The sequence below is a fragment of the Streptomyces sp. MS191 genome (assembly GCF_008042125.1).
Classification (GTDB): domain Bacteria; phylum Actinomycetota; class Actinomycetes; order Streptomycetales; family Streptomycetaceae; genus Streptomyces.
In genome coordinates this window covers 361677-379468 of record NZ_RDBI01000040.1, presented here as the reverse complement: position 1 = coordinate 379468, position 17792 = coordinate 361677, and the positions used below count along the sequence as shown (strand labels likewise).

16 protein-coding genes are annotated in these 17792 nt (G+C 72.7%); 11 read left to right on the top strand and 5 right to left on the bottom strand.

From position 1 onward, the window contains the following. Positions 1-24 precede the first annotated feature (24 nt). Positions 25-936: a DMT family transporter gene (locus EAO71_RS08620; protein ID WP_147977176.1), complete on the bottom strand. Its 912-nt coding sequence runs from the start codon at positions 934-936 to the stop codon at positions 25-27. On the opposite strand from EAO71_RS08620, the gene EAO71_RS08615 reads away from it, so the two are divergent. The 6 genes from EAO71_RS08615 to EAO71_RS08590 all read left to right on the top strand — a co-directional run bounded on the left by EAO71_RS08615 (position 935) and on the right by EAO71_RS08590 (position 7428). Then, complete coding sequence (locus tag EAO71_RS08615; RefSeq protein WP_187282610.1) at positions 935-2359, top strand: aminotransferase-like domain-containing protein; 1425 nt, start codon at positions 935-937, stop codon at positions 2357-2359. The two genes, EAO71_RS08620 and EAO71_RS08615, sit on opposite strands and share 2 nt — an antisense overlap. A gap of 202 nt (positions 2360-2561) precedes the next feature. After that, positions 2562-3590, top strand: coding sequence for an N-acetyl-gamma-glutamyl-phosphate reductase (gene argC / locus EAO71_RS08610; protein WP_147977175.1), 1029 nt, complete (start codon positions 2562-2564; stop codon positions 3588-3590). After that, positions 3587-4753, top strand: a complete 1167-nt coding sequence (gene argJ, locus EAO71_RS08605; RefSeq protein WP_147977174.1) for a bifunctional glutamate N-acetyltransferase/amino-acid acetyltransferase ArgJ — start codon at positions 3587-3589, stop codon at positions 4751-4753. Before argC ends, argJ begins: the two co-directional genes overlap by 4 nt. Beyond that, positions 4750-5655 carry an acetylglutamate kinase gene (gene argB / locus EAO71_RS08600; RefSeq protein ID WP_147977173.1) on the top strand — a complete coding sequence of 302 codons (906 nt, stop codon included), beginning with the start codon at positions 4750-4752 and terminating at the stop codon, positions 5653-5655. Before argJ ends, argB begins: the two co-directional genes overlap by 4 nt. After that, a complete protein-coding gene (locus EAO71_RS08595) occupies positions 5652-6857 on the top strand; it encodes an acetylornithine transaminase (RefSeq protein ID WP_147977172.1) in 1206 nt (401 codons plus the stop codon). The genes argB and EAO71_RS08595 overlap by 4 nt, the downstream gene beginning before the upstream one ends. 7 nt (positions 6858-6864) lie before the next feature. Continuing rightward, the gene (locus EAO71_RS08590; protein WP_147977171.1) at positions 6865-7428 is read left to right on the top strand and encodes an arginine repressor; all 564 of its coding nucleotides are present in this window, start codon (positions 6865-6867) and stop codon (positions 7426-7428) included. A 370-nt stretch (positions 7429-7798) separates the two neighbouring features. Here the strand turns inward: EAO71_RS08590 and EAO71_RS08585 are convergent, their stop codons facing one another. Further along, entirely contained in the window at positions 7799-8395 is a 597-nt protein-coding gene (locus tag EAO71_RS08585; RefSeq protein WP_147977170.1) for a pyridoxamine 5'-phosphate oxidase family protein, read from the bottom strand. A 70-nt stretch (positions 8396-8465) separates the two neighbouring features. Next, the gene (locus tag EAO71_RS08580; protein ID WP_147977169.1) at positions 8466-9875 is read right to left on the bottom strand and encodes a hypothetical protein; all 1410 of its coding nucleotides are present in this window, start codon (positions 9873-9875) and stop codon (positions 8466-8468) included. 161 nt (positions 9876-10036) lie between these two features. Here EAO71_RS08580 and EAO71_RS08575 point away from each other — a divergent pair, with 161 nt between their 5' ends. Together EAO71_RS08575 and argH are read left to right on the top strand one after the other, a co-directional pair. After that, positions 10037-11230: an argininosuccinate synthase gene (locus tag EAO71_RS08575; protein ID WP_147977168.1), complete on the top strand. Its 1194-nt coding sequence runs from the start codon at positions 10037-10039 to the stop codon at positions 11228-11230. An 87-nt stretch (positions 11231-11317) separates the two neighbouring features. Then, a complete protein-coding gene (argH, locus tag EAO71_RS08570) occupies positions 11318-12745 on the top strand; it encodes an argininosuccinate lyase (protein ID WP_147977167.1) in 1428 nt (475 codons plus the stop codon). Between the two features lie 15 nt (positions 12746-12760). Here argH and EAO71_RS08565 read toward each other — a convergent pair whose 3' ends face one another. Beyond that, complete coding sequence (locus EAO71_RS08565) at positions 12761-13270, bottom strand: HAD domain-containing protein (protein ID WP_147977166.1); 510 nt, start codon at positions 13268-13270, stop codon at positions 12761-12763. 84 nt (positions 13271-13354) lie between these two features. Between EAO71_RS08565 and EAO71_RS08560 the strand changes: the two genes are divergently transcribed. Next, positions 13355-13906 (top strand): TetR/AcrR family transcriptional regulator, encoded by a 552-nt coding sequence (locus EAO71_RS08560; protein WP_147977165.1) that lies wholly within the window; start codon positions 13355-13357, stop codon positions 13904-13906. Continuing rightward, positions 13903-15447: an MFS transporter gene (locus EAO71_RS08555; RefSeq protein WP_147977164.1), complete on the top strand. Its 1545-nt coding sequence runs from the start codon at positions 13903-13905 to the stop codon at positions 15445-15447. The genes EAO71_RS08560 and EAO71_RS08555 overlap by 4 nt, the downstream gene beginning before the upstream one ends. Before the next feature lie 99 nt (positions 15448-15546). Here the strand turns inward: EAO71_RS08555 and EAO71_RS08550 are convergent, their stop codons facing one another. Beyond that, on the bottom strand, positions 15547-16218 hold the full coding sequence (locus EAO71_RS08550) for a lysophospholipid acyltransferase family protein (protein WP_147977163.1): 672 nt from the start codon (positions 16216-16218) through the stop codon (positions 15547-15549). A 240-nt stretch (positions 16219-16458) separates the two neighbouring features. Here EAO71_RS08550 and EAO71_RS08545 point away from each other — a divergent pair, with 240 nt between their 5' ends. Then, positions 16459-17628 (top strand): glycerophosphodiester phosphodiesterase, encoded by a 1170-nt coding sequence (locus EAO71_RS08545; RefSeq protein WP_147977162.1) that lies wholly within the window; start codon positions 16459-16461, stop codon positions 17626-17628. The last annotated feature ends 164 nt before the right edge of the window (positions 17629-17792 follow it).

Here is a 17792-nt window from a genome sequence, read left to right as displayed (position 1 = left end):
CCTACGTCACCTCGGAGCGGGGTGTCAGCTCCGCGCCCGCTGGGTGACGGCGATGCAGACGAGGACGGCGCCGGCCGCGACCGGCGCGGCGGGCGAGAGGTGCTCGCCCAGCAGCGACACCGACCACACCAGCGTCAGCAGCGGCTGCGCGAGCTGGAGCTGGCTCGCCTTGGGGATGCCGATCGCCGCCATGCCGCGGTACCAGACGTACAGGCCGAAGAACGTCGAGCCGGCGGCCACCCAGACCAGCCCGATCACGCCGTGGGCGGTGAGGCGCGCCGGCTCCACGGCGAGCGCCACGGCCGAGCCGGCCACCATGACCGGCAGGCAGAGGATCAGCGCCCAGCCGATGACCTGCCAGCCGGGCATGAGCCGGGCGAGCCGGCCGCCCTCGGTGTAGCCGGCGGCACAGACGACGAGCGCGCCGAAGAGGTACAGGTCTCCGGCGGAGAGGGATCCGCCGCTCTCCGCCAGCGTGAAGCCGATGACCACGGCCGCGCCGGCGAGCGCCGCGCACCAGAACATGCGGGACGGGCGGCGGCCGGTGCGGAGGGCGGCGAAGGTCGCCGTGGTGAGCGGCAGCAGGCCGACGACCACCGCGGCGTGCGAGGTCGTGGAGGTCTGCAGGGCGAGGCTGGTGAGCAGCGGGAAGCCGACCACGACACCACCGGCGACGACGGCGAGGCCCGCCCAGTGACGCCGCTCGGGCAGCGGGACCCGCAGGACGAGCAGGAACGCGCCCGCGATCAGCGCCGCGAGGGTGGAGCGCAGCGCGACCAGCGACCACGGGCCGAAGCTCTCCAGTCCCCAGACGGTGGAGGGGAAGGTGAGCGAGAAGGCGACCACGCCGAGACCGGCGAGAACGGTGCCGCCGGTCCGCGGGGAGCTGCCGACCGCTATCGTGCTGGGGCGAGTAGCGCTATCCTGTGCTGTCATGCATGAGCGTAGCAGTGTGGCTGAACTGGCGAAATCCCTGAAAGCGGAGCTCGACCGCTACTCGCCAGGTGGAAAACTGCCATCGAGCCGCGCTCTCGTCGAGCGCTATCGGGTCTCCCCGGTCACCGTCACCCGGGCCCTCGCGCAACTCGCCGCGGAAGGGCTGGTCGTGACCCGGCCGGGAGCCGGCGCCTTCCGTGCCGAGCCGCGGACCGCCACACCGGCCGTCGGCGACACCTCCTGGCAGGAGGTCGCGCTCAGCGCCGACAGCACCACCGAACTCGTCCCCCGGGCCGTCGACGCCTCCGGAGTGCTGGTCACGCTCTCCGCGCCGCCGCCGGGCATGATCGAGTTCAACGGCGGATACCTGCACCCCTCGCTCCAGCCCGAACGCGCCCTGGCCGCCGCGCTGGCCCGCGCGGGACGCCGGCCGGGCGCCTGGGGCCGGCCGCCCACGGACGGCCTCCCCGAACTCCGCGAGTGGTTCGCCCGGGAGATAGGCGGCTCCGTCACGGCCGCCGACATCCTGATCACCGCGGGCGGCCAGTCCGCGATCACGACCGCGCTGCGCGCCCTCGCCGCGCCCGGCACCCCCGTCCTCGTCGAATCGCCCACCTATCCCGGCATGCTGGCGGTGGCCCGGGCGTCCGGCCTGCGTCCGGTGCCCGTCCCGACGGACGCCGACGGGGTCCGGCCGGACCTCCTGGAGGCCGCCTTCCGCGCGACCGGCGCCCGGGTCCTCGTCTGCCAGCCGCTGTTCCAGAACCCGACCGGGGCCGTGCTCGGCCCCGAGCGGCGCCGGGCCGTCGTCGCGATCGCCCGGGCCGCCGGTGCCTTCGTCGTCGAGGACGACTTCGCCCGCCGCCTGGTGCACGAGGACGCCGCCCCCCTGCCCCCGCCGCTGGCCGCCGACGACCCCGACGGGGTCGTCGTCCACGTCTGCTCCCTCACCAAGCCGACCTCCGCGAGCCTGCGGGTCGGGGCCCTCGCCGCGCGCGGCCCGGTCCTGGAACGCCTGCGCGCCATCCAGGTCGTCGACAGCTTCTTCGTCCCGCGCCCCCTCCAGGAGGCCGCCCTGGAACTGGTCGGCTCGCCCGCCTGGGGCCGCCATCTGCGCGCCGTCTCCCAGGAGCTGAAGAGCCGCCGGGACGCACTGGCGGGCGCGCTCGCCCTGCACCTGCCCGAGCTGACGCTGTCGCACATCCCCTCCGGCGGCTACCACCTCTGGCCCCGGCTGCCCGACACCGTCCCCGAGTCCGCCCTCCACGCCGCCGCCCTGCGCACAGGCGTCGCCCTCGCTCACGCCGCGAGTTCGTCCACCGCCGCCCGCAGGCGGCGGACTCCTTCGGCGATCTCGGTCGGGCCCGCCACACCGGCGAAGCTCAGCCGGATGTGGCCGGCGGGGGGTTCCGCGCAGAAGTAGGGGCGGCCGCCCCCGTGCCCCGCGAATCTCGCGCCCCGTGAACCCCGCGCCGAGTGCGCCGCGACGGGGGCGGACCGGCCCCGACGGGGCCGCCCGGAACACCCGTCACCGCGCGCACGCACGCAGAAGCACCCGCCGCGGAACGGCTTTGCATAAAAGTGCGGGCATGCGTATAGTCATGCCATCCATGAGGAGGGTTTCGATGACGGTACGAGCAGCAGTGGCAGGCGCGAGCGGGTACGCGGGTGGAGAGCTCCTGCGTCTCCTCCTCGCCCACCCCGACGTGGAGGTCGGCACCCTCACCGGCCACTCCAACGCCGGTCAGCGGCTCGGCGGCCTCCAGCCGCACCTCCTTCCGCTCGCCGACCGCGTCCTCGCGCCCACCGACGCCGAGTCGCTCGCCGGGCACGACGTGGTGTTCCTCGCGCTCCCGCACGGTCAGTCCGCCGCCGTGGCCGAGCAGCTCGGGCCCGACACGCTGGTCATCGACATGGGCGCCGACTTCCGGCTCGCGGACGCCGCCGACTGGGAGGCCTTCTACGGCTCCCCGCATGCCGGGACCTGGCCCTACGGCCTGCCGGAGCTGCCGGGTGCCCGCGCCGCGCTGGAGGGGGCCAAGCGGGTCGCGGTGCCCGGCTGCTACCCCACCGCCGTGTCGCTCGCCCTCTTCCCCGCGTACGCGGACGGCCTCGCCGAACCCGAGGCCGTCGTCGTCGCCGCCACCGGCACCTCCGGCGCCGGCAAGGCGCTCAAGCCGCACCTGCTCGGCAGCGAGGTGATGGGCTCCATGTCCCCGTACGGCGTGGGCGGCGGCCACCGGCACACCCCCGAGATGATCCAGAACCTGAGCGGCCCGGCCGGCGAGCGGGTGAGCGTGTCGTTCACGCCGACCCTCGCGCCGATGTCCCGCGGCATCCTCGCGACCTGCTCCGCCAAGGCGAAGCCGGGCGTGACGGCCGAGACCGTGCGGACCGCCTACGAGAAGGCCTTCGCCGACGAGCCGTTCGTCCACCTGCTGCCCGAGGGGCAGTGGCCGGCGACCGCGTCCGTCCAGGGTTCCAACGCCGTTCAGATCCAGGTCGCGTACGACGGCGCCGCCGGGCGGATCATCGCCATCAGCGCCATCGACAACCTCACGAAGGGCACCGCCGGCGGCGCGGTGCAGAGCATGAACATCGCCCTCGGGCTGCCCGAGGACACCGGACTTTCCACGATTGGAGTCGCTCCATGAGCGTCACCGCAGCGAAGGGATTCACGGCGGCGGGCATCGCCGCCGGGATCAAGGAGAACGGCAACCCGGACCTGGCCCTCGTGGTCAACACCGGGCCCCGCCGCGCCGCCGCGGGCGTCTTCACCTCCAACCGCGTCAAGGCCGCTCCCGTCCTGTGGTCCCAGCAGGTGCTCACCACCGGCGAGTTGACCGCCGTCGTCCTCAACTCCGGCGGAGCCAACGCCTGTACCGGACCGCAGGGCTTCCAGGACACCCACGCCACCGCCGAGAAGGTGGCCGAGGTCCTGAGCGGGGCCGGCCCGGCCGTCGGTGCCGGCGAGGTCGCCGTCGCCTCCACCGGCCTCATCGGCCTGCTGCTCCCGATGGACAAGGTCCTCTCCGGGGTGGAGAAGGCCGCCGGGGAGCTCTCCGAGCACGGCGGCGAGAAGGCCGCCATCGCCATCAAGACCACCGACACCGTCCACAAGACCGCGGTCGTGACCCGGTCCGGCTGGACGGTCGGCGGCATGGCCAAGGGCGCGGGCATGCTCGCCCCCGGCCTCGCCACCATGCTGGTCGTCCTCACCACCGACGCGGACGTCGCCGCCGGGGACCTGGACACCGCCCTGCGCGGCGCCACCCGGCTCACCTTCGACCGGGTCGACTCCGACGGCTGCATGTCCACCAACGACACCGTCCTGCTGCTGGCCTCCGGCGCCTCCGGCGTGACCCCCGAGGCCGCGGAGTTCACCGAGGCCGTACGGGCCGTCTGCGACGACCTCGCCCGCCAGCTCATCGGCGACGCCGAGGGCGCCAGCAAGGACATCCGGATCGAGGTGGTCAACGCCGCCACCGAGGACGACGCCGTGGAGGTCGGCCGCTCCATCGCGCGCAACAACCTCCTCAAGTGCGCCATCCACGGCGAGGACCCCAACTGGGGCCGGGTGCTGTCCGCCATCGGCACCACGCAGGCGGCCTTCGACCCCGACCTGCTCAACGTCGCCATCAACGGCGTCTGGGTCTGCAAGAACGGCTCCGTCGGCGAGGACCGCGACCTGGTCGACATGCGCTACCGGGAGGTCACCGTCACCGCCGACCTCGCCGCGGGCTCGGAGTCGGCCGTCATCTGGGCCAACGACCTGACCGCCGACTACGTCCACGAGAACAGCGCGTACTCGTCATGACGAGCACCACGCGGAAGCACACCGCGCTCCCCAAGGCCCAGACCCTGATCGAGGCGCTGCCCTGGCTGACCCGGCATCACGGCAAGACCGTCGTCATCAAGTTCGGCGGCAACGCCATGATCGACGACGACCTCAAGGCCGCCTTCGCCCAGGACGTCGTCTTCCTGCGCCACGCCGGCCTCAAGCCGGTCGTCGTGCACGGCGGCGGTCCCCAGATCAGCGCCGCGCTCGACCAGGCGGGCCTGGTCAGCGAGTTCAAGGCCGGTCTGCGGGTCACCACGCCCGAGGCCATGGACGTCGTACGGATGGTCCTCGCCGGACAGGTGCAGCGCGAGCTCGTCGGGCTGCTCAACCAGCACGGCCCGTTCGCCGTCGGCATGACCGGCGAGGACGCCCACACCATCACCGCCACCAAGCACCAGCCGGTCATCGAGGGCACGCAGGTCGACATCGGCCGCGTCGGCGAGATCACCGCCCTCGACACCGGTGCCATCGAGGCGCTGCTGCAGGACGGCCGGATCCCGGTCGTGTCCTCCATCGCCCGCTCCCAGGACGACGGACATGTCTACAACGTCAATGCTGATACGGCGGCTGCGGCTCTCGCTGCGGCGCTGGGCGCCGAGACCCTGATGGTCCTGACGGACGTCGAAGGCCTCTACGAGGACTGGCCGAACAGCGACGAGGTCATCAGCCGGCTCACCGCGAGCCAGCTGGAGAAGCTGCTGCCCGACCTCTCCAGCGGCATGGTGCCCAAGATGGAGGGCTGTCTGCACGCCGTGCGCAACGGGGTCACCACGGCCCGCGTGATCGACGGCCGGGTCCAGCACTCGATCCTGCTGGAGATCTTCACCGACGAGGGCATCGGCACCATGGTCGTGGCCGACGGACAGGGGGAATCGTGAGCGGCACCAACACGGAACTGACCCGGCGGTGGCAGGGCTCGCTGATGGACAACTACGGCACGCCGAAGCTGTCGCTGGTGCGCGGCGCCGGAGCCCGGGTCTGGGACGCCGACGGCACCGAGTACCTCGACCTCGTCGGCGGCATCGCCGTCAACGCCCTCGGCCACGGCCACCCGGCGATCGTCGAGGCCGTGTCCCGGCAGATCGCCACCCTCGGCCACGTCTCCAACCTGTTCGTCGCCGAGCCGCCCGTCGCCCTCGCCGAGAAGCTGCTCCAGCTGTTCGGCCGCCCCGGACGGGTCTTCTTCTGCAACTCGGGCGCCGAGGCCAACGAGGGCGCCTTCAAGATCGGCCGGCTGACCGGCCGGACCCACATGGTCGCCACCCAGGGCGGCTTCCACGGCCGGACCATGGGCGCGCTGGCCCTCACCGGCCAGCCGGGCAAGCAGACGCCGTTCCTGCCGCTGCCGGGCGACGTCACCCACGTGCCGTACGGCGACGTGGACGCGTTGCGCGCGGCGGTCACCGAGGAGACGGCGTTCGTCGTCATCGAGCCGATCCAGGGCGAGAACGGCGTGGTCGTCCCGCCCGTCGGCTATCTCCGGGCCGCCCGCGAGATCACCCGCGCCACCGGCACGCTGCTGGTCCTCGACGAGGTCCAGACCGGCATCGGCCGGACCGGCCACTGGTTCGAGCACCAGGGGCACGACGGTGTGGAGCCCGACGTCGTGACGCTGGCCAAGGGCCTGGGCGGCGGGCTGCCGCTCGGCGCCACCGTGGCCTTCGGCGAGGCGGCCGACCTGCTGCGGCCCGGCCACCACGGCACGACCTTCGGCGGGAACCCGGTCGCCTGCGCCGCCGGCCTGGCCGTCCTGGACACGCTGGCCGCCGACGGAACGCTCGACCAGGTCAAGCGGCTCGGCGAGCGGTTGCGCGACGGAATCGAGGGTCTGGAGCACCCGTTGGTCTCCCACGTCCGTGGTGCGGGGCTTCTGCTGGGTATCGTGCTCACCGAGCCCGTCGCCGCGCAGGTGCAGCAGGCGGCTCAGGACGCCGGTCTCCTGGTGAACGCGCCCGCTCCCGATGTCGTACGGCTCATGCCGGCACTGATCATCACCGACGCGGAGGTGGACGCCTTCCTGGAGGCGCTCCCGGCCGTCCTCGACGGAGCGGTGAACGGGGAAGGACGAACCGGAGAATGAGACGACGATGACCGACGCGCAGCAAACCGGGAACTGGGGGTCCCCCCAGGCGGAGTCTGGGGCCGGGCCGTCCGTTCCGCAGACCCGCACCGCACGCCACCGCAGGATCGTCGACATCCTCAACCGGCAGCCGGTGCGCTCGCAGAGCCAGCTGGCCAAGCTCCTCGCGGACGACGGGCTCAGCGTCACCCAGGCGACGCTCTCCCGCGACCTCGACGAACTCGGCGCGGTGAAGATCCGCAACACGGGCGGCGAGCTGATCTACGCGGTGCCCAGCGAGGGCGGGTTCCGCACCCCGCAGGCGCCGCTCGGCGAGTCGGCCAAGGAGGAGCGCATGCGGCGCCTCTCCGGCGAGCTGCTGATCTCCGCCGAGGCGTCCGCCAACCTGGTGGTGCTGCGGACGCCGCCGGGCGCGGCCCAGTTCCTCGCGTCCGCCATCGACCAGGCCGAGCTGCACGCGATCCTCGGCACCATCGCGGGCGACGACACCTTGCTGCTGATCTCCCGTGATCCGGCGGGCGGCCAGGCGCTCGCCGACCACCTGCTGCGGCTGGCGCAGAACGACCGGTAGCGGGAGCCCGCGAGCCCCGCGACGCGCGTCAGGGCCCGACGGCGGTCAGTACCGATCGACCGCCGTCGGGCCCCCGCGTGTCCCGACCGCGACGCGCGGTCGCCGCGCCGGATCCGCCCGGACCGGCAGCGACACGTCTGACGGGCGGGCGTCCGTCCGTCCAGGGCGGCGTGGCGGACGCCGGCAGCGCACCGAGTGCACCGAGTGCACCGAGCGCGCCGAGGAGGAGCCGGGTGCGCATGGCGCGACCCCAAGGGCTGTCCCGTCATCCGCGGTGGGTCGGCGCGCGGCGCCGGACGCGGGGCGTCGCCGGGCGGGGGGCCGTCCTCGTGCGGGCCGGTTCCCGCCGGGCTCGCGGTTCCCGCCCGGACTATCGACCCGGGTGGGGGAGCGGAGGCAGCGGGAGCGGCAGTCCGGGCAGGCCGTCGATGCTCGTCGAGATGTGCTCCTTCTTGGCGAAGTACGCGCTCAGGGAGGCGTCGTCCTCCCGTGCGAAACGCTTGCGGTGCAGGTCGCGGTCCTCGTCGTAGGTCATGAACGGCACCCCGTACCCGCAGCTGTCCCGGATCAGGTCGGCCGAGACGAGGATGATCGCCCGCAGCCCGTGCGGCGTCGGGTCGATCGCGGGGAAGTGCGCCATGAGCTCGTCCCAGCGCGCGTCGTCCCGGAAGACGGGCTCGCCCCGGCCGTGGATCCGCACGATGTTCGGCGGTCCCTGGAACGCGCACCACATGAGGGTGATGCGCCCGTTCTCCCGCAGGTGGGCGACCGTCTCGGCGGTGCTCCCCGCGAAGTCCAGGTAGGCGACGGTCCGTTCGTCGACGACGGCGAAGGAACCGGTCAGCCCCTTGGGGGAGAGGTTGACGGTCCCGTCGCCGTCCAGCGGCGCGGTGGCGGCGAAGAAGACCGGCTGGGACTCGATGAAGTCGCGGAGCCGTCCGTCTATGCGGTCATGCGTTTTTCCCATACGGGCCATTCTCGCGCCGTGCGCGACCCCCTCGCTCCTCCGTTTCGACGGGCGGACGGAGCAAGGGACTTCAGACCCGCCACAGCCGGCGCCGGCGCCCCGCCGGCGTCGGCTGCGGAAGCCCGTGTGCGCGCCGGACCGGCGGGCTCAGGACCGGATCGGCGTCCTCGACGAGCCGCCGGACGGTCTCCGTATAGAGGGTCCCGCCCTGCGCGCCGAGCAGTCCCAGGGCGCGTGCCCGCACGTGCGGCGGCCGGTCCGGGCCGATCAGGCGGACGAGCTCGTCCGGCGGCAGCAGGCAGGCCGTCTCCTTGAGACCGCGGGCGGTCTCCCGCACGACCCCGGGCGCGGGATCGGCCAGCAGCGGCAGCAGCCGGGTCCGGTCCCCCTCCCGCGCCGGCACGCCGAAGGCGCGGAGTCCCGCGACGGCGGAGGCGCGCACCAACGGGTCGGCGTGCGCCGTCAGTTCCCACAGCACGGCCGTGTCCACGCCCGCCTCGCCGCACTCCGCCAGCCCCAGCGGCGCACGGCCCGGCGTGCCGGCCGGGTCCGCGCACCGGGCGCGGTAGAGCGGCAGGGGGTCCGTGCCGTCCTGCCGCAGCACCCAGCGGGCGCAGGCCCGCACCATCGCCGACCGGTCGTAGAGGAAGGGTTCCCCCTCGGCGTGCCGGCCGGCGCGGCGCAGCGCGGTGACGCCGGCCGCGCGCACCCGCCCCGTCCGGCCCGCCAGCAGGAGGGCGAGCACCTGGTCCGCCGTCTCCGCGGTCATCGCCGTGAGGGCGGCGTCCGCGGCGATGTCCTGGACCGCGACGTCGGTGTCGGCGGCGGCGAGCCGGGCCAGCCGTTCCGCGTCGAGGAGCCCGCGTGCGACGGCGAGGCGCAGGGCCAGGCGCCGGGTCGCCCGGTCCGGGTTCAGCAGCAGGGAGGTGAGCGTGGCCCGGGGGCAGTCCCGCAGGTGCTCCGTCAGAAGCGCGCTGACCTCGTCGCCGCGCTGCCGGCGGGCGATCCGCAGGATCACGGGGGCCGTGACGGCGAGCGTGCCCGGCTGCGCGGTGGGCAGGGCGGTCCGCAGGACGTCGAGGGCCAGCTCCCGGACGGGCCGCGCCCAGTCGGTGGCGCGGATCGCGACCAGCGGAAGCACCCCCGGCCGGGACCCGGCGTGGCCGAGCGCCGCCTCCCGGATCCTGCCGTCGGGATCGCACAGGGCGAGGGCGAGCTCAGCCTCGCCCGGCCGCGAGGTCAGGGACGGCCCGCCCGGACCGAGCAGGCCCCGCCACCGGGCCGGACGCTCGGGTGCCACGGCCGCGAACCGGTCCTGTGCGGGCCGCAGGGCGAGGTCGCCCCGCTCGACGGCCTCGCGGACGTCCTCGTCCAGGTCCGTCCACGCCCTCGGGTCCGCGGCCCTGAGGACACGTGCGGGCCKGCGCCCGCGCGCGAGCCCGCGCACGGCCTCTTCTCTCTCGTCCCTGTCGTCCGGCATGCGCGGAGCCTAAGGGTTCCCCGACCGGTCCTGCCCCGGAATATCGGCCGGTCCGGGCGGCCGTCCGGCGGCCGGCAGGGGCCGCCATCCCGGCCTTTGACAAAACATACGGTGGACTGCATAGTTATACCCATCAGTGATTGCAAGGTAAGGAGAAACCCGTGACCGAGCGCGTCGTACTCGCCTACTCGGGCGGCCTGGACACCTCCGTCGCCATCGGCTGGATCGCCGAGGAGACGGGTGCCGAGGTCATCGCCGTCGCCGTGGACGTCGGCCAGGGCGGCGAGGACCTGGACGTCATCCGCAAGCGCGCGCTCGCCTGTGGTGCGGTCGAGGCCGAGGTCGCGGATGCCAAGGACGAGTTCGCCGAGGAGTACTGCCTCCCCGCGATCAAGGCCAACGCCCTCTACATGGACCGCTACCCGCTGGTCTCGGCCCTCTCCCGGCCGACCATCGTCAAGCACCTCGTCGCCGCCGCGAAGAAGCACGGCGCCGGCATCGTCGCCCACGGCTGCACCGGCAAGGGCAACGACCAGGTGCGTTTCGAGGCCGGTATCCAGGCCCTCGGCCCGGACCTGAAGTGCATCGCCCCGGTCCGTGACTACGCCATGACCCGGGACAAGGCCATCGCCTTCGCCGAGAAGGCGAACCTGCCGATCGCGACCACCAAGAAGTCCCCGTACTCCATCGACCAGAACGTCTTCGGTCGCGCCGTCGAGACGGGCTTCCTGGAGGACATCTGGAACGCGCCGATCGAGGACATCTACGAGTACACCGAGAACCCGGCCACCCCGCGCGAGGCCGACGAGGTCGTCATCTCCTTCAAGGAGGGCGTCCCGGTCGCCATCGACGGCAGGCCCGTCTCCGTCCTCCAGGCGATCCAGCAGCTCAACGAGCGCGCCGGCGCCCAGGGCGTCGGCCGGATCGACATGGTCGAGGACCGGCTGGTCGGCATCAAGTCCCGCGAGGTCTACGAGGCCCCCGGTGCGATCGCCCTGATCACCGCCCACCAGGAGCTCGAGAACGTCACCGTCGAGCGCGAGCTGGCCCGCTACAAGCGGCAGGTCGAGCAGCGCTGGGGCGAGATGGTCTACGACGGCCTGTGGTTCTCCCCGCTCAAGCGTGCCCTGGACGGCTTCATCAACGAGGCCAACCAGCACGTCACCGGTGACATCCGGATGACCCTGCACGCCGGCCGCGCCGTCGTCACCGGCCGCCGGTCGGAGGAGTCGCTGTACGACTTCAACCTCGCGACCTACGACTCGGGCGACACGTTCGACCAGTCCAAGGCCCAGGGCTTCATCGACATCTTCGCGCTCTCCGCGAAGATCGCCGCGAAGCGTGACCTCGCCTAGTCACGACTCGTTCCACAGCCGCCTCCCTGTTGTCCGCGGCAGGGAGGCGGCGCCACATCTCCACCCTTGTCTTGAGGAGCAGTAGCTGTGAGCAGCAACAACGGTGACGTCCGGCTCTGGGGCGGCCGGTTCGCCGACGGCCCCGCCGAGGCCCTGGCGAAGCTGTCCGCGTCGGTCCACTTCGACTGGCGGCTGGCGCCGTACGACATCGCCGGCTCCCGCGCCCACGCGCGCGTGCTCCACAAGGCCGGGCTGCTCACCGAGGACGAGCTGACCCGCATGCTCGCCGGTCTCGACCGGCTGGAGGCGGACGTCGCGGACGGCTCCTTCGTCGGCACCATCGCCGACGAGGACGTCCACACCGCGCTGGAGCGCGGCCTGCTGGAGCGTCTCGGCCCCGACCTCGGCGGCAAACTGCGCGCCGGCCGGTCCCGCAACGACCAGGTCGCCACCCTCTTCCGGATGTACCTGCGCGACCACGCGCGGATCATCGGCGGACTGATCGCCGACCTCCAGGACGCGCTCGTCGGCCTGGCCGAGGCCCACCCGGACGTCGCCATGCCGGGCCGGACCCATCTGCAGCACGCGCAGCCGGTGCTCTTCGCCCACCACGTGCTCGCGCACGTCCAGTCCCTGTCCCGGGACGCCGAGCGGCTGCGCCAGTGGGACACCCGTACGGCGGTCTCGCCGTACGGTTCCGGAGCGCTGGCGGGCTCCTCCCTCGGCCTCGACCCGGAGGCGGTCGCCAAGGACCTCGGCTTCGAGCGCGGCTCCGTCGGCAACTCCATCGACGGAACGGCCTCGCGCGACTTCGTCGCCGAGTTCGCCTTCATCACGGCGATGATCGGTGTGAACCTCTCGCGCATCGCGGAGGAGGTCATCATCTGGAACACGAAGGAGTTCTCCTTCGTGACCCTGCACGACGCCTTCTCCACCGGCTCGTCGATCATGCCGCAGAAGAAGAACCCGGACATCGCCGAGCTGGCCCGGGGCAAGTCCGGCCGGCTGATCGGCAACCTCTCCGGCCTGATGGCCACGCTCAAGGCCCTGCCGCTCGCCTACAACCGCGACCTCCAGGAGGACAAGGAGCCGGTCTTCGACTCCTGCGACCAGCTGGAGATCCTGCTGCCCGCCTTCACCGGCATGATGGCGACGCTCACGGTCAACCGGGAGCGCATGGAGGAGCTGGCGCCGGCCGGCTTCTCGCTCGCCACCGACATCGCCGAGTGGCTGGTCAAGCAGGGCGTGCCGTTCCGGGTGGCGCACGAGGTCGCCGGCGAGTGCGTGAAGGCGGCCGAGGCCGACGGAGTCGAACTGGACGGCCTGACGGACGAGCAGTTCGCCAAGATCTCCGAGCACCTCACCCCGGAGGTCCGGACGGTCCTCAACGTGCCGGGCGCGCTGGCCTCCCGCGACGGCCGGGGCGGTACGGCCCCGTCGGCGGTCGCCGCGCAGCTGGTCGAGGTCAAGGCCGACCTGGTGATCCAGCACGCCTGGGCCACCGCCTGGAAGTAGCCGCACCCCCGCACGTCACAGCGTCGCCGCCCAGTCCGCGAGCGCGTCGAAGTCCGGCCGGAGGAGTCCGAGCCGGGGGTCGACGTGCAGCAGCAGGGCGGCGGCGAGGTGGTTCTGCTCCACGTACTCGTGGTCGTACGGCGTGATGTCGTCGTCCACCCAGGCGAACGGCCGCCCCTGGGCGTACTCCAGGATGTACTGCGTCTTCCAGAAGGTCCCGCGAGGGGCCTTTCCGTGCATCTGCGGCCAGTCGACGAACGGCAGCTCGGGCAGGCCGATGTGCGGTCCGATGAACTCGTTCGCCTCGCCCTTCCAGGTCGTCGCCCAGACCAGCTCGTACGCCTCGGCGAGTGCGAGCAGCTCGCCCCCGTGCGCCGGGTTGAGCCACACCCGCAGCGGTCTGGTCTCGAACCAGCCGGTCGGGCGCATGCGATGCGTCGTGTATCCCGCCGGGCGGCGTTCGCGCTGCGCCGCGTAGGGATTCAGCGTTCCGTCCACGTCGATCAGCAGCAGTGGCTTCGTCATGTTCACAGCATTCCTCTCGCCTCCGGATGAGGCATCGATTTATTGAATGAGACATCCGTGTCTCATTCGGTGTATGGTCGTCTCATGTCAGTGGACCGCACCCAGATGCTCCGCGCCGCCGCCGCGCTGCTCGCCCGGAAATCGACCGCCACCATGGACGAGGTCGCCCGGGCCGCCGGCATCGGCCGCGCCACCCTGCACCGGCACTTCGCCGGGCGGGACGCGCTGGTCAGGGCGCTGGAGGAGCTGGGGATCGAGGAGTTCGAGGCCGCGCTCGACGCGGCTGACCTCGACGAGGGGCCCGCCGACGAGGCGGTACGGCGACTCGTCGCCCGGGCCGAGCCCTGCGCGCAGCTGCTGGCCTTCCTCGTCACCGAGAACCAGCTCTTCGAGGGCGACCAGGTCAACGAGGGATGGGCCAGGCTCGACGCCCGGGTCAGCGCGCTCTTCCGGCGCGGCCAGGAGGAGGGCACCTTCCGGATCGACCTGACACCCGCCTGGCTCACCGAGGCCCTCTACGGCCTCATCGGCACCTGCGCCTGGTCCGTGATGGACGGACGCGTCGCCGCCAAGGACTTCCAATACATGATCACCGAGCTGCTGCTCGGTGGCGCACGAAAGAGTGTGGAGAAATGAGCAGGACCCGGCTGACGAGCCCGACGACGGGGACCGAGGTGAGGAGCCCCGGCCGCTGGCTCGCGCTCTCCGTCCTCGTCCTGGCCGTCCTGCTGGTCGCGGTGGACGCCACCGTACTCGGTCTGGCGACCCCCGCTCTCAGCGAGGACCTGAAGCCGTCCGGCACCCAGCTGCTCTGGATCGGGGACATCTACTCCTTCGTCATCGCCGGCCTGCTGGTCTCGATGGGCTCGCTCGGCGACCGCATCGGCCGCAAGAAGCTGCTGCTGACGGGCGCGACCGCCTTCGGCGCCGTCTCCGTCCTCAACGCCTACGCCACCAGCCCCGAGATGATGATCGTGGCCCGGGCGCTGCTCGGCGTCGCCGGCGCGACCCTGATGCCGGCGACCCTGGCCCTGATCCGGAACATCTTCCACGACCCGAAGGAGCGGAGTCTCGCCATCGGCATCTGGGGTGCCACGGCCTCGGCCGGCGCGGCCGTCGGCCCCGTCGTCGGCGGCGCCCTGCTCCAGCACTTCTACTGGGGCTCGGTCTTCCTCATCAACCTGCCGGTCATGGCGGTCCTCGTGCTCGTCGGCATCAAGCTGCTGCCCGAGTCCAGGAACCCGGTCGCCGGCCCCTGGGACCTGATCAGCGTCGGCCTCTCGCTGGTCGGTGTGATCGGCGTCGTGTACGCGATCAAGGAAGTCGCCTCGCACGGCATGACCTGGGAGGTCGCGGCCGCCGCCGTCGTCGGCGCCGCCTGCCTCCACGCCTTCGTCCGGCGGCAGCACGCGCTGGCCTCGCCGCTGCTCGACATGCGCCTCTTCAAGCACCGGGGCTTCTCCGGCGCGGTCCTGGCCGACCTGCTGACCGTCTTCGGACTGTCCGGACTGGTCTTCTTCCTCTCCCAGTTCCTCCAGCTCGTCCAGGGGCGTGAGCCGCTGGAGGCCGGTCTGGCCGAACTGCCCGCCGCGATCGGCGCGGTGGTCACCGGTCTGATCGCGGGCCGGTACGCCCGGCGCTACTCGGTCCGCGCCGTCGTGACCGGCGGTCTCGGCGCCATCGGCCTGGCCCTCGCGGTGATCACCCTGGTCCACAAGGAGACCGGCTATCCGCTGCTCGGCGCGGCCCTGCTGGTCGTCGGCCTGGGTGCGGGCTTCTCCTTCACCGTCACCGCCGACGTGATCCTCTCCAGCGTGCCCAAGGAGCAGGCCGGTTCGGCCTCCGCGGTCTCCGAGACCGCGTACGAACTCGGCGCGGCCCTCGGTATCGCGCTCCTCGGCTCCATCGTGACCGGCGTCTACCAGGGCTTCACCGCCCCGGCGGGCACCCCCGCGGACACCGCGGCTGCGGCCCACGAGTCGCTCGGCGGCGCCGTCGAGGCCTCCGCCGGTCTCGCCCCGGACGCGGCGACCGCACTGGTCTCCGCGGCCCAGGAGTCCTTCGTCGACGGTCTGCGCATCGCGTCCGGCGTCGGCGCGGCGGTCCTGCTGGCGACCGCGGTCGCGGCCTGGTTCCTGCTCAAGGGCCAGAAGCTGGAGGAGGGCCTCGAACACTGACGGGCCGGACGGCCCCGAGCGGGCCCTTCGGACCCCGCAACGCCCCGGGGGCGGCGCACCGTTCGGTGCGCCGCCCCCGGGGTCCGTCCTGGCCGGCGGTCAGGCCGCCTTCGCCTTGGTGGCGTACATGTCCACGTACTCCTGGCCCGACAGGCGCATGACCTCGGCCATCACCGAGTCCGTCACGGCCCGCAGCACGTAGCGGTCCCGGTCCATGCCGTCGTAGCGGGAGAACTCCATCGGCTCACCGAACCGGACGGTCACCCGGCCCGGCCGCGGCAGCCCCGCGCCACCGGGCTGGATCTTGTCCGTGCCGATCATCGCGAACGGCACGACCGGCGCGCCGGTCATCAGGGTCAGACGGGCGATGCCGGTACGACCCCGGTACAGCCGGCCGTCGGGGGAGCGGGTGCCCTCCGGGTAGATGGAGAAGATCTTGCCCTCCTCCAGCACCCGGCGGCCCGTCATCAGCGCCGCGACACCGCCCCGGCCGCCGTCGCGGTCCACCGGGATCATGCCGACGCTGGTGAAGAACCAGGCCATCAGCCGGCCCTTGAAGCCCTTGCCCGTCACGTACTCGTCCTTGCCGATGAAGAAGACCGGGCGGTCCGTGCAGATCGGCATGATCATCGAGTCGATGAAGGTGAGGTGGTTGCCCGCCAGGATGACCGGACCCGTCCCCGGGATGTTCTCGACGCCCTCCACACGTGGGCGGAACATCAGGCGCAGGATCGGTCCGAGCACAGCCTTGATGAGCGCGAGACGGGACAACGGTTCCTCCGGTGTCGAGGCGGTCGAAGCCTGAGCGGGGCCGAGCGGGCGGGGTGACGGTGCAGGTGAGGACGATACTCGCGGGTCACCGTCGCGCGCACATCGGGTTCACCGAGTGGATACGCAGTGTTGACGTGAGTTTTCGCCATGTTCGACCAGCGTCTGCCCCAGGTAGGGGGTGACTGCCTACGGTCGGAGCACCCGTCGGCAGGTGCGGGACATCACACCGGAGGAGCTTTCATGACACAGGGTGCGCGCCGGACTCCGGCCCGGCGGACGGTTCTCGGAGCGGCCGGCGCGGCCGTGCTCGGCGCCTCGACGGCACTGCCCGCGGGCCCGGCGCAGGCCGCCGGGTCCGTCGGCGGGGCTCCGTACGGCAAGGGCCGCGGCTTCCGCTCCCTCCCCGTCCCGACCGTCATCGCCCACCGCGGAGCCAGCGGCTACCGCCCCGAACACACCCTCGGCTCCTACCAGCTCGCCCTCGACCTCGGCGCCGACGTGATCGAACAGGACCTGGTGCCCACCAAGGACGGTCATCTCGTCTGCCGTCACGAGAACGACATCTCCGGGACGACCGACGTCGCCGACCACCCCGAGTTCGCCTCCCGCAGGACCACCAAGTCGGTGGACGGGGTGTCCCTCACCGGCTGGTTCACCGAGGACTTCACCCTCGCCGAGCTCAGGACCCTGCGCGCGAAGGAGCGGATCCCCGGCACCCGCCAGGAGAACACCCTCTACGACGGCCGCTGGCGGATCCCGAGCTTCGAGGAGGTCCTGGAGTGGGCGGACCGGGAGGGCCGCCGGCGGGGCCGCGACGTCTGGCTGCACGTCGAGACCAAGCACCCCACGTACTTCCGGGCGCTCGGACTGGGTCTGGAGGAGCGGCTGGCGAAACTGCTGCGCCGCCACGGACGCCACCGCGCCGACTCCCCGGTCTTCCTCCAGTCCTTCGAGCCCACCAGCATCCAGCGCCTGGCCGGGCTGGTGAACTCGCCGCGCGTGGTCCTGCTGTCGGGAGCGACCACCCGCCCCTGGGACTTCGTCCAGGCAGGTGACCCGCGCACGGTCGCCGACCTGATCACCCCGGAGGGACTGCGGAGCCTCTCCTCCTACGCCCAGGGCATCGGCCCCACCCTGGACCTGGTCGTCCCCCGGGACGCGTCGGGCCGGCTCGGCACTCCCACCACGCTGGTGCGCGACGCCCACGCGGCGGGCCTGATCCTCCACCCGTACACCCACCGCAACGAGAACAGCTTCCTGCCCGCCGACTTCCGGCGCGGCACCGACCCGACGGCGTACGGAGACGCCTTCGGCGCGCTGCGGACCTACCTGGCGACGGGCATCGACGGGATCTTCGCCGACAACCCGGACACCGCCCTGCTCGCGGCGGCCGACTTCCGGGCCCGCTGACCCCGGCCGTCCCCGCCGGGGCCGTCCGCTCCGGGCGGGTCCGCCTCCGTGCCCGGCCCGCGGGGGCGGTCCCGGCGGGGACGGCCGGGGTCAGCGGGCCCGGAAGTCGGCCGCCGCGAGCAGGGCGGTGTCCGGGTTGTCGGCGAAGATCCCGTCGATGCCCG

What these genes read in the sequence shown, in the direction of transcription:
- argB (WP_147977173.1), top strand. Translation starts at nt 4,750, where the DNA reads ATGACGAGCACCACGCGGAAGCACACCGCGCTCCCCAAGGCCCAGACC.
- EAO71_RS08590 (WP_147977171.1), top strand. Translation starts at nt 6,865, where the DNA reads ATGACCGACGCGCAGCAAACCGGGAACTGGGGGTCCCCCCAGGCGGAG.
- argJ (WP_147977174.1), top strand. Translation starts at nt 3,587, where the DNA reads ATGAGCGTCACCGCAGCGAAGGGATTCACGGCGGCGGGCATCGCCGCC.
- EAO71_RS08555 (WP_147977164.1), top strand. Translation starts at nt 13,903, where the DNA reads ATGAGCAGGACCCGGCTGACGAGCCCGACGACGGGGACCGAGGTGAGG.
- EAO71_RS08615 (WP_187282610.1), top strand. Translation starts at nt 935, where the DNA reads ATGCATGAGCGTAGCAGTGTGGCTGAACTGGCGAAATCCCTGAAAGCG.
- EAO71_RS08565 (WP_147977166.1), bottom strand. Translation starts at nt 13,270, where the DNA reads ATGACGAAGCCACTGCTGCTGATCGACGTGGACGGAACGCTGAATCCC.
- EAO71_RS08560 (WP_147977165.1), top strand. Translation starts at nt 13,355, where the DNA reads ATGTCAGTGGACCGCACCCAGATGCTCCGCGCCGCCGCCGCGCTGCTC.
- EAO71_RS08585 (WP_147977170.1), bottom strand. Translation starts at nt 8,395, where the DNA reads ATGGGAAAAACGCATGACCGCATAGACGGACGGCTCCGCGACTTCATC.
- EAO71_RS08620 (WP_147977176.1), bottom strand. Translation starts at nt 936, where the DNA reads ATGACAGCACAGGATAGCGCTACTCGCCCCAGCACGATAGCGGTCGGC.
- argC (WP_147977175.1), top strand. Translation starts at nt 2,562, where the DNA reads ATGACGGTACGAGCAGCAGTGGCAGGCGCGAGCGGGTACGCGGGTGGA.
- EAO71_RS08545 (WP_147977162.1), top strand. Translation starts at nt 16,459, where the DNA reads ATGACACAGGGTGCGCGCCGGACTCCGGCCCGGCGGACGGTTCTCGGA.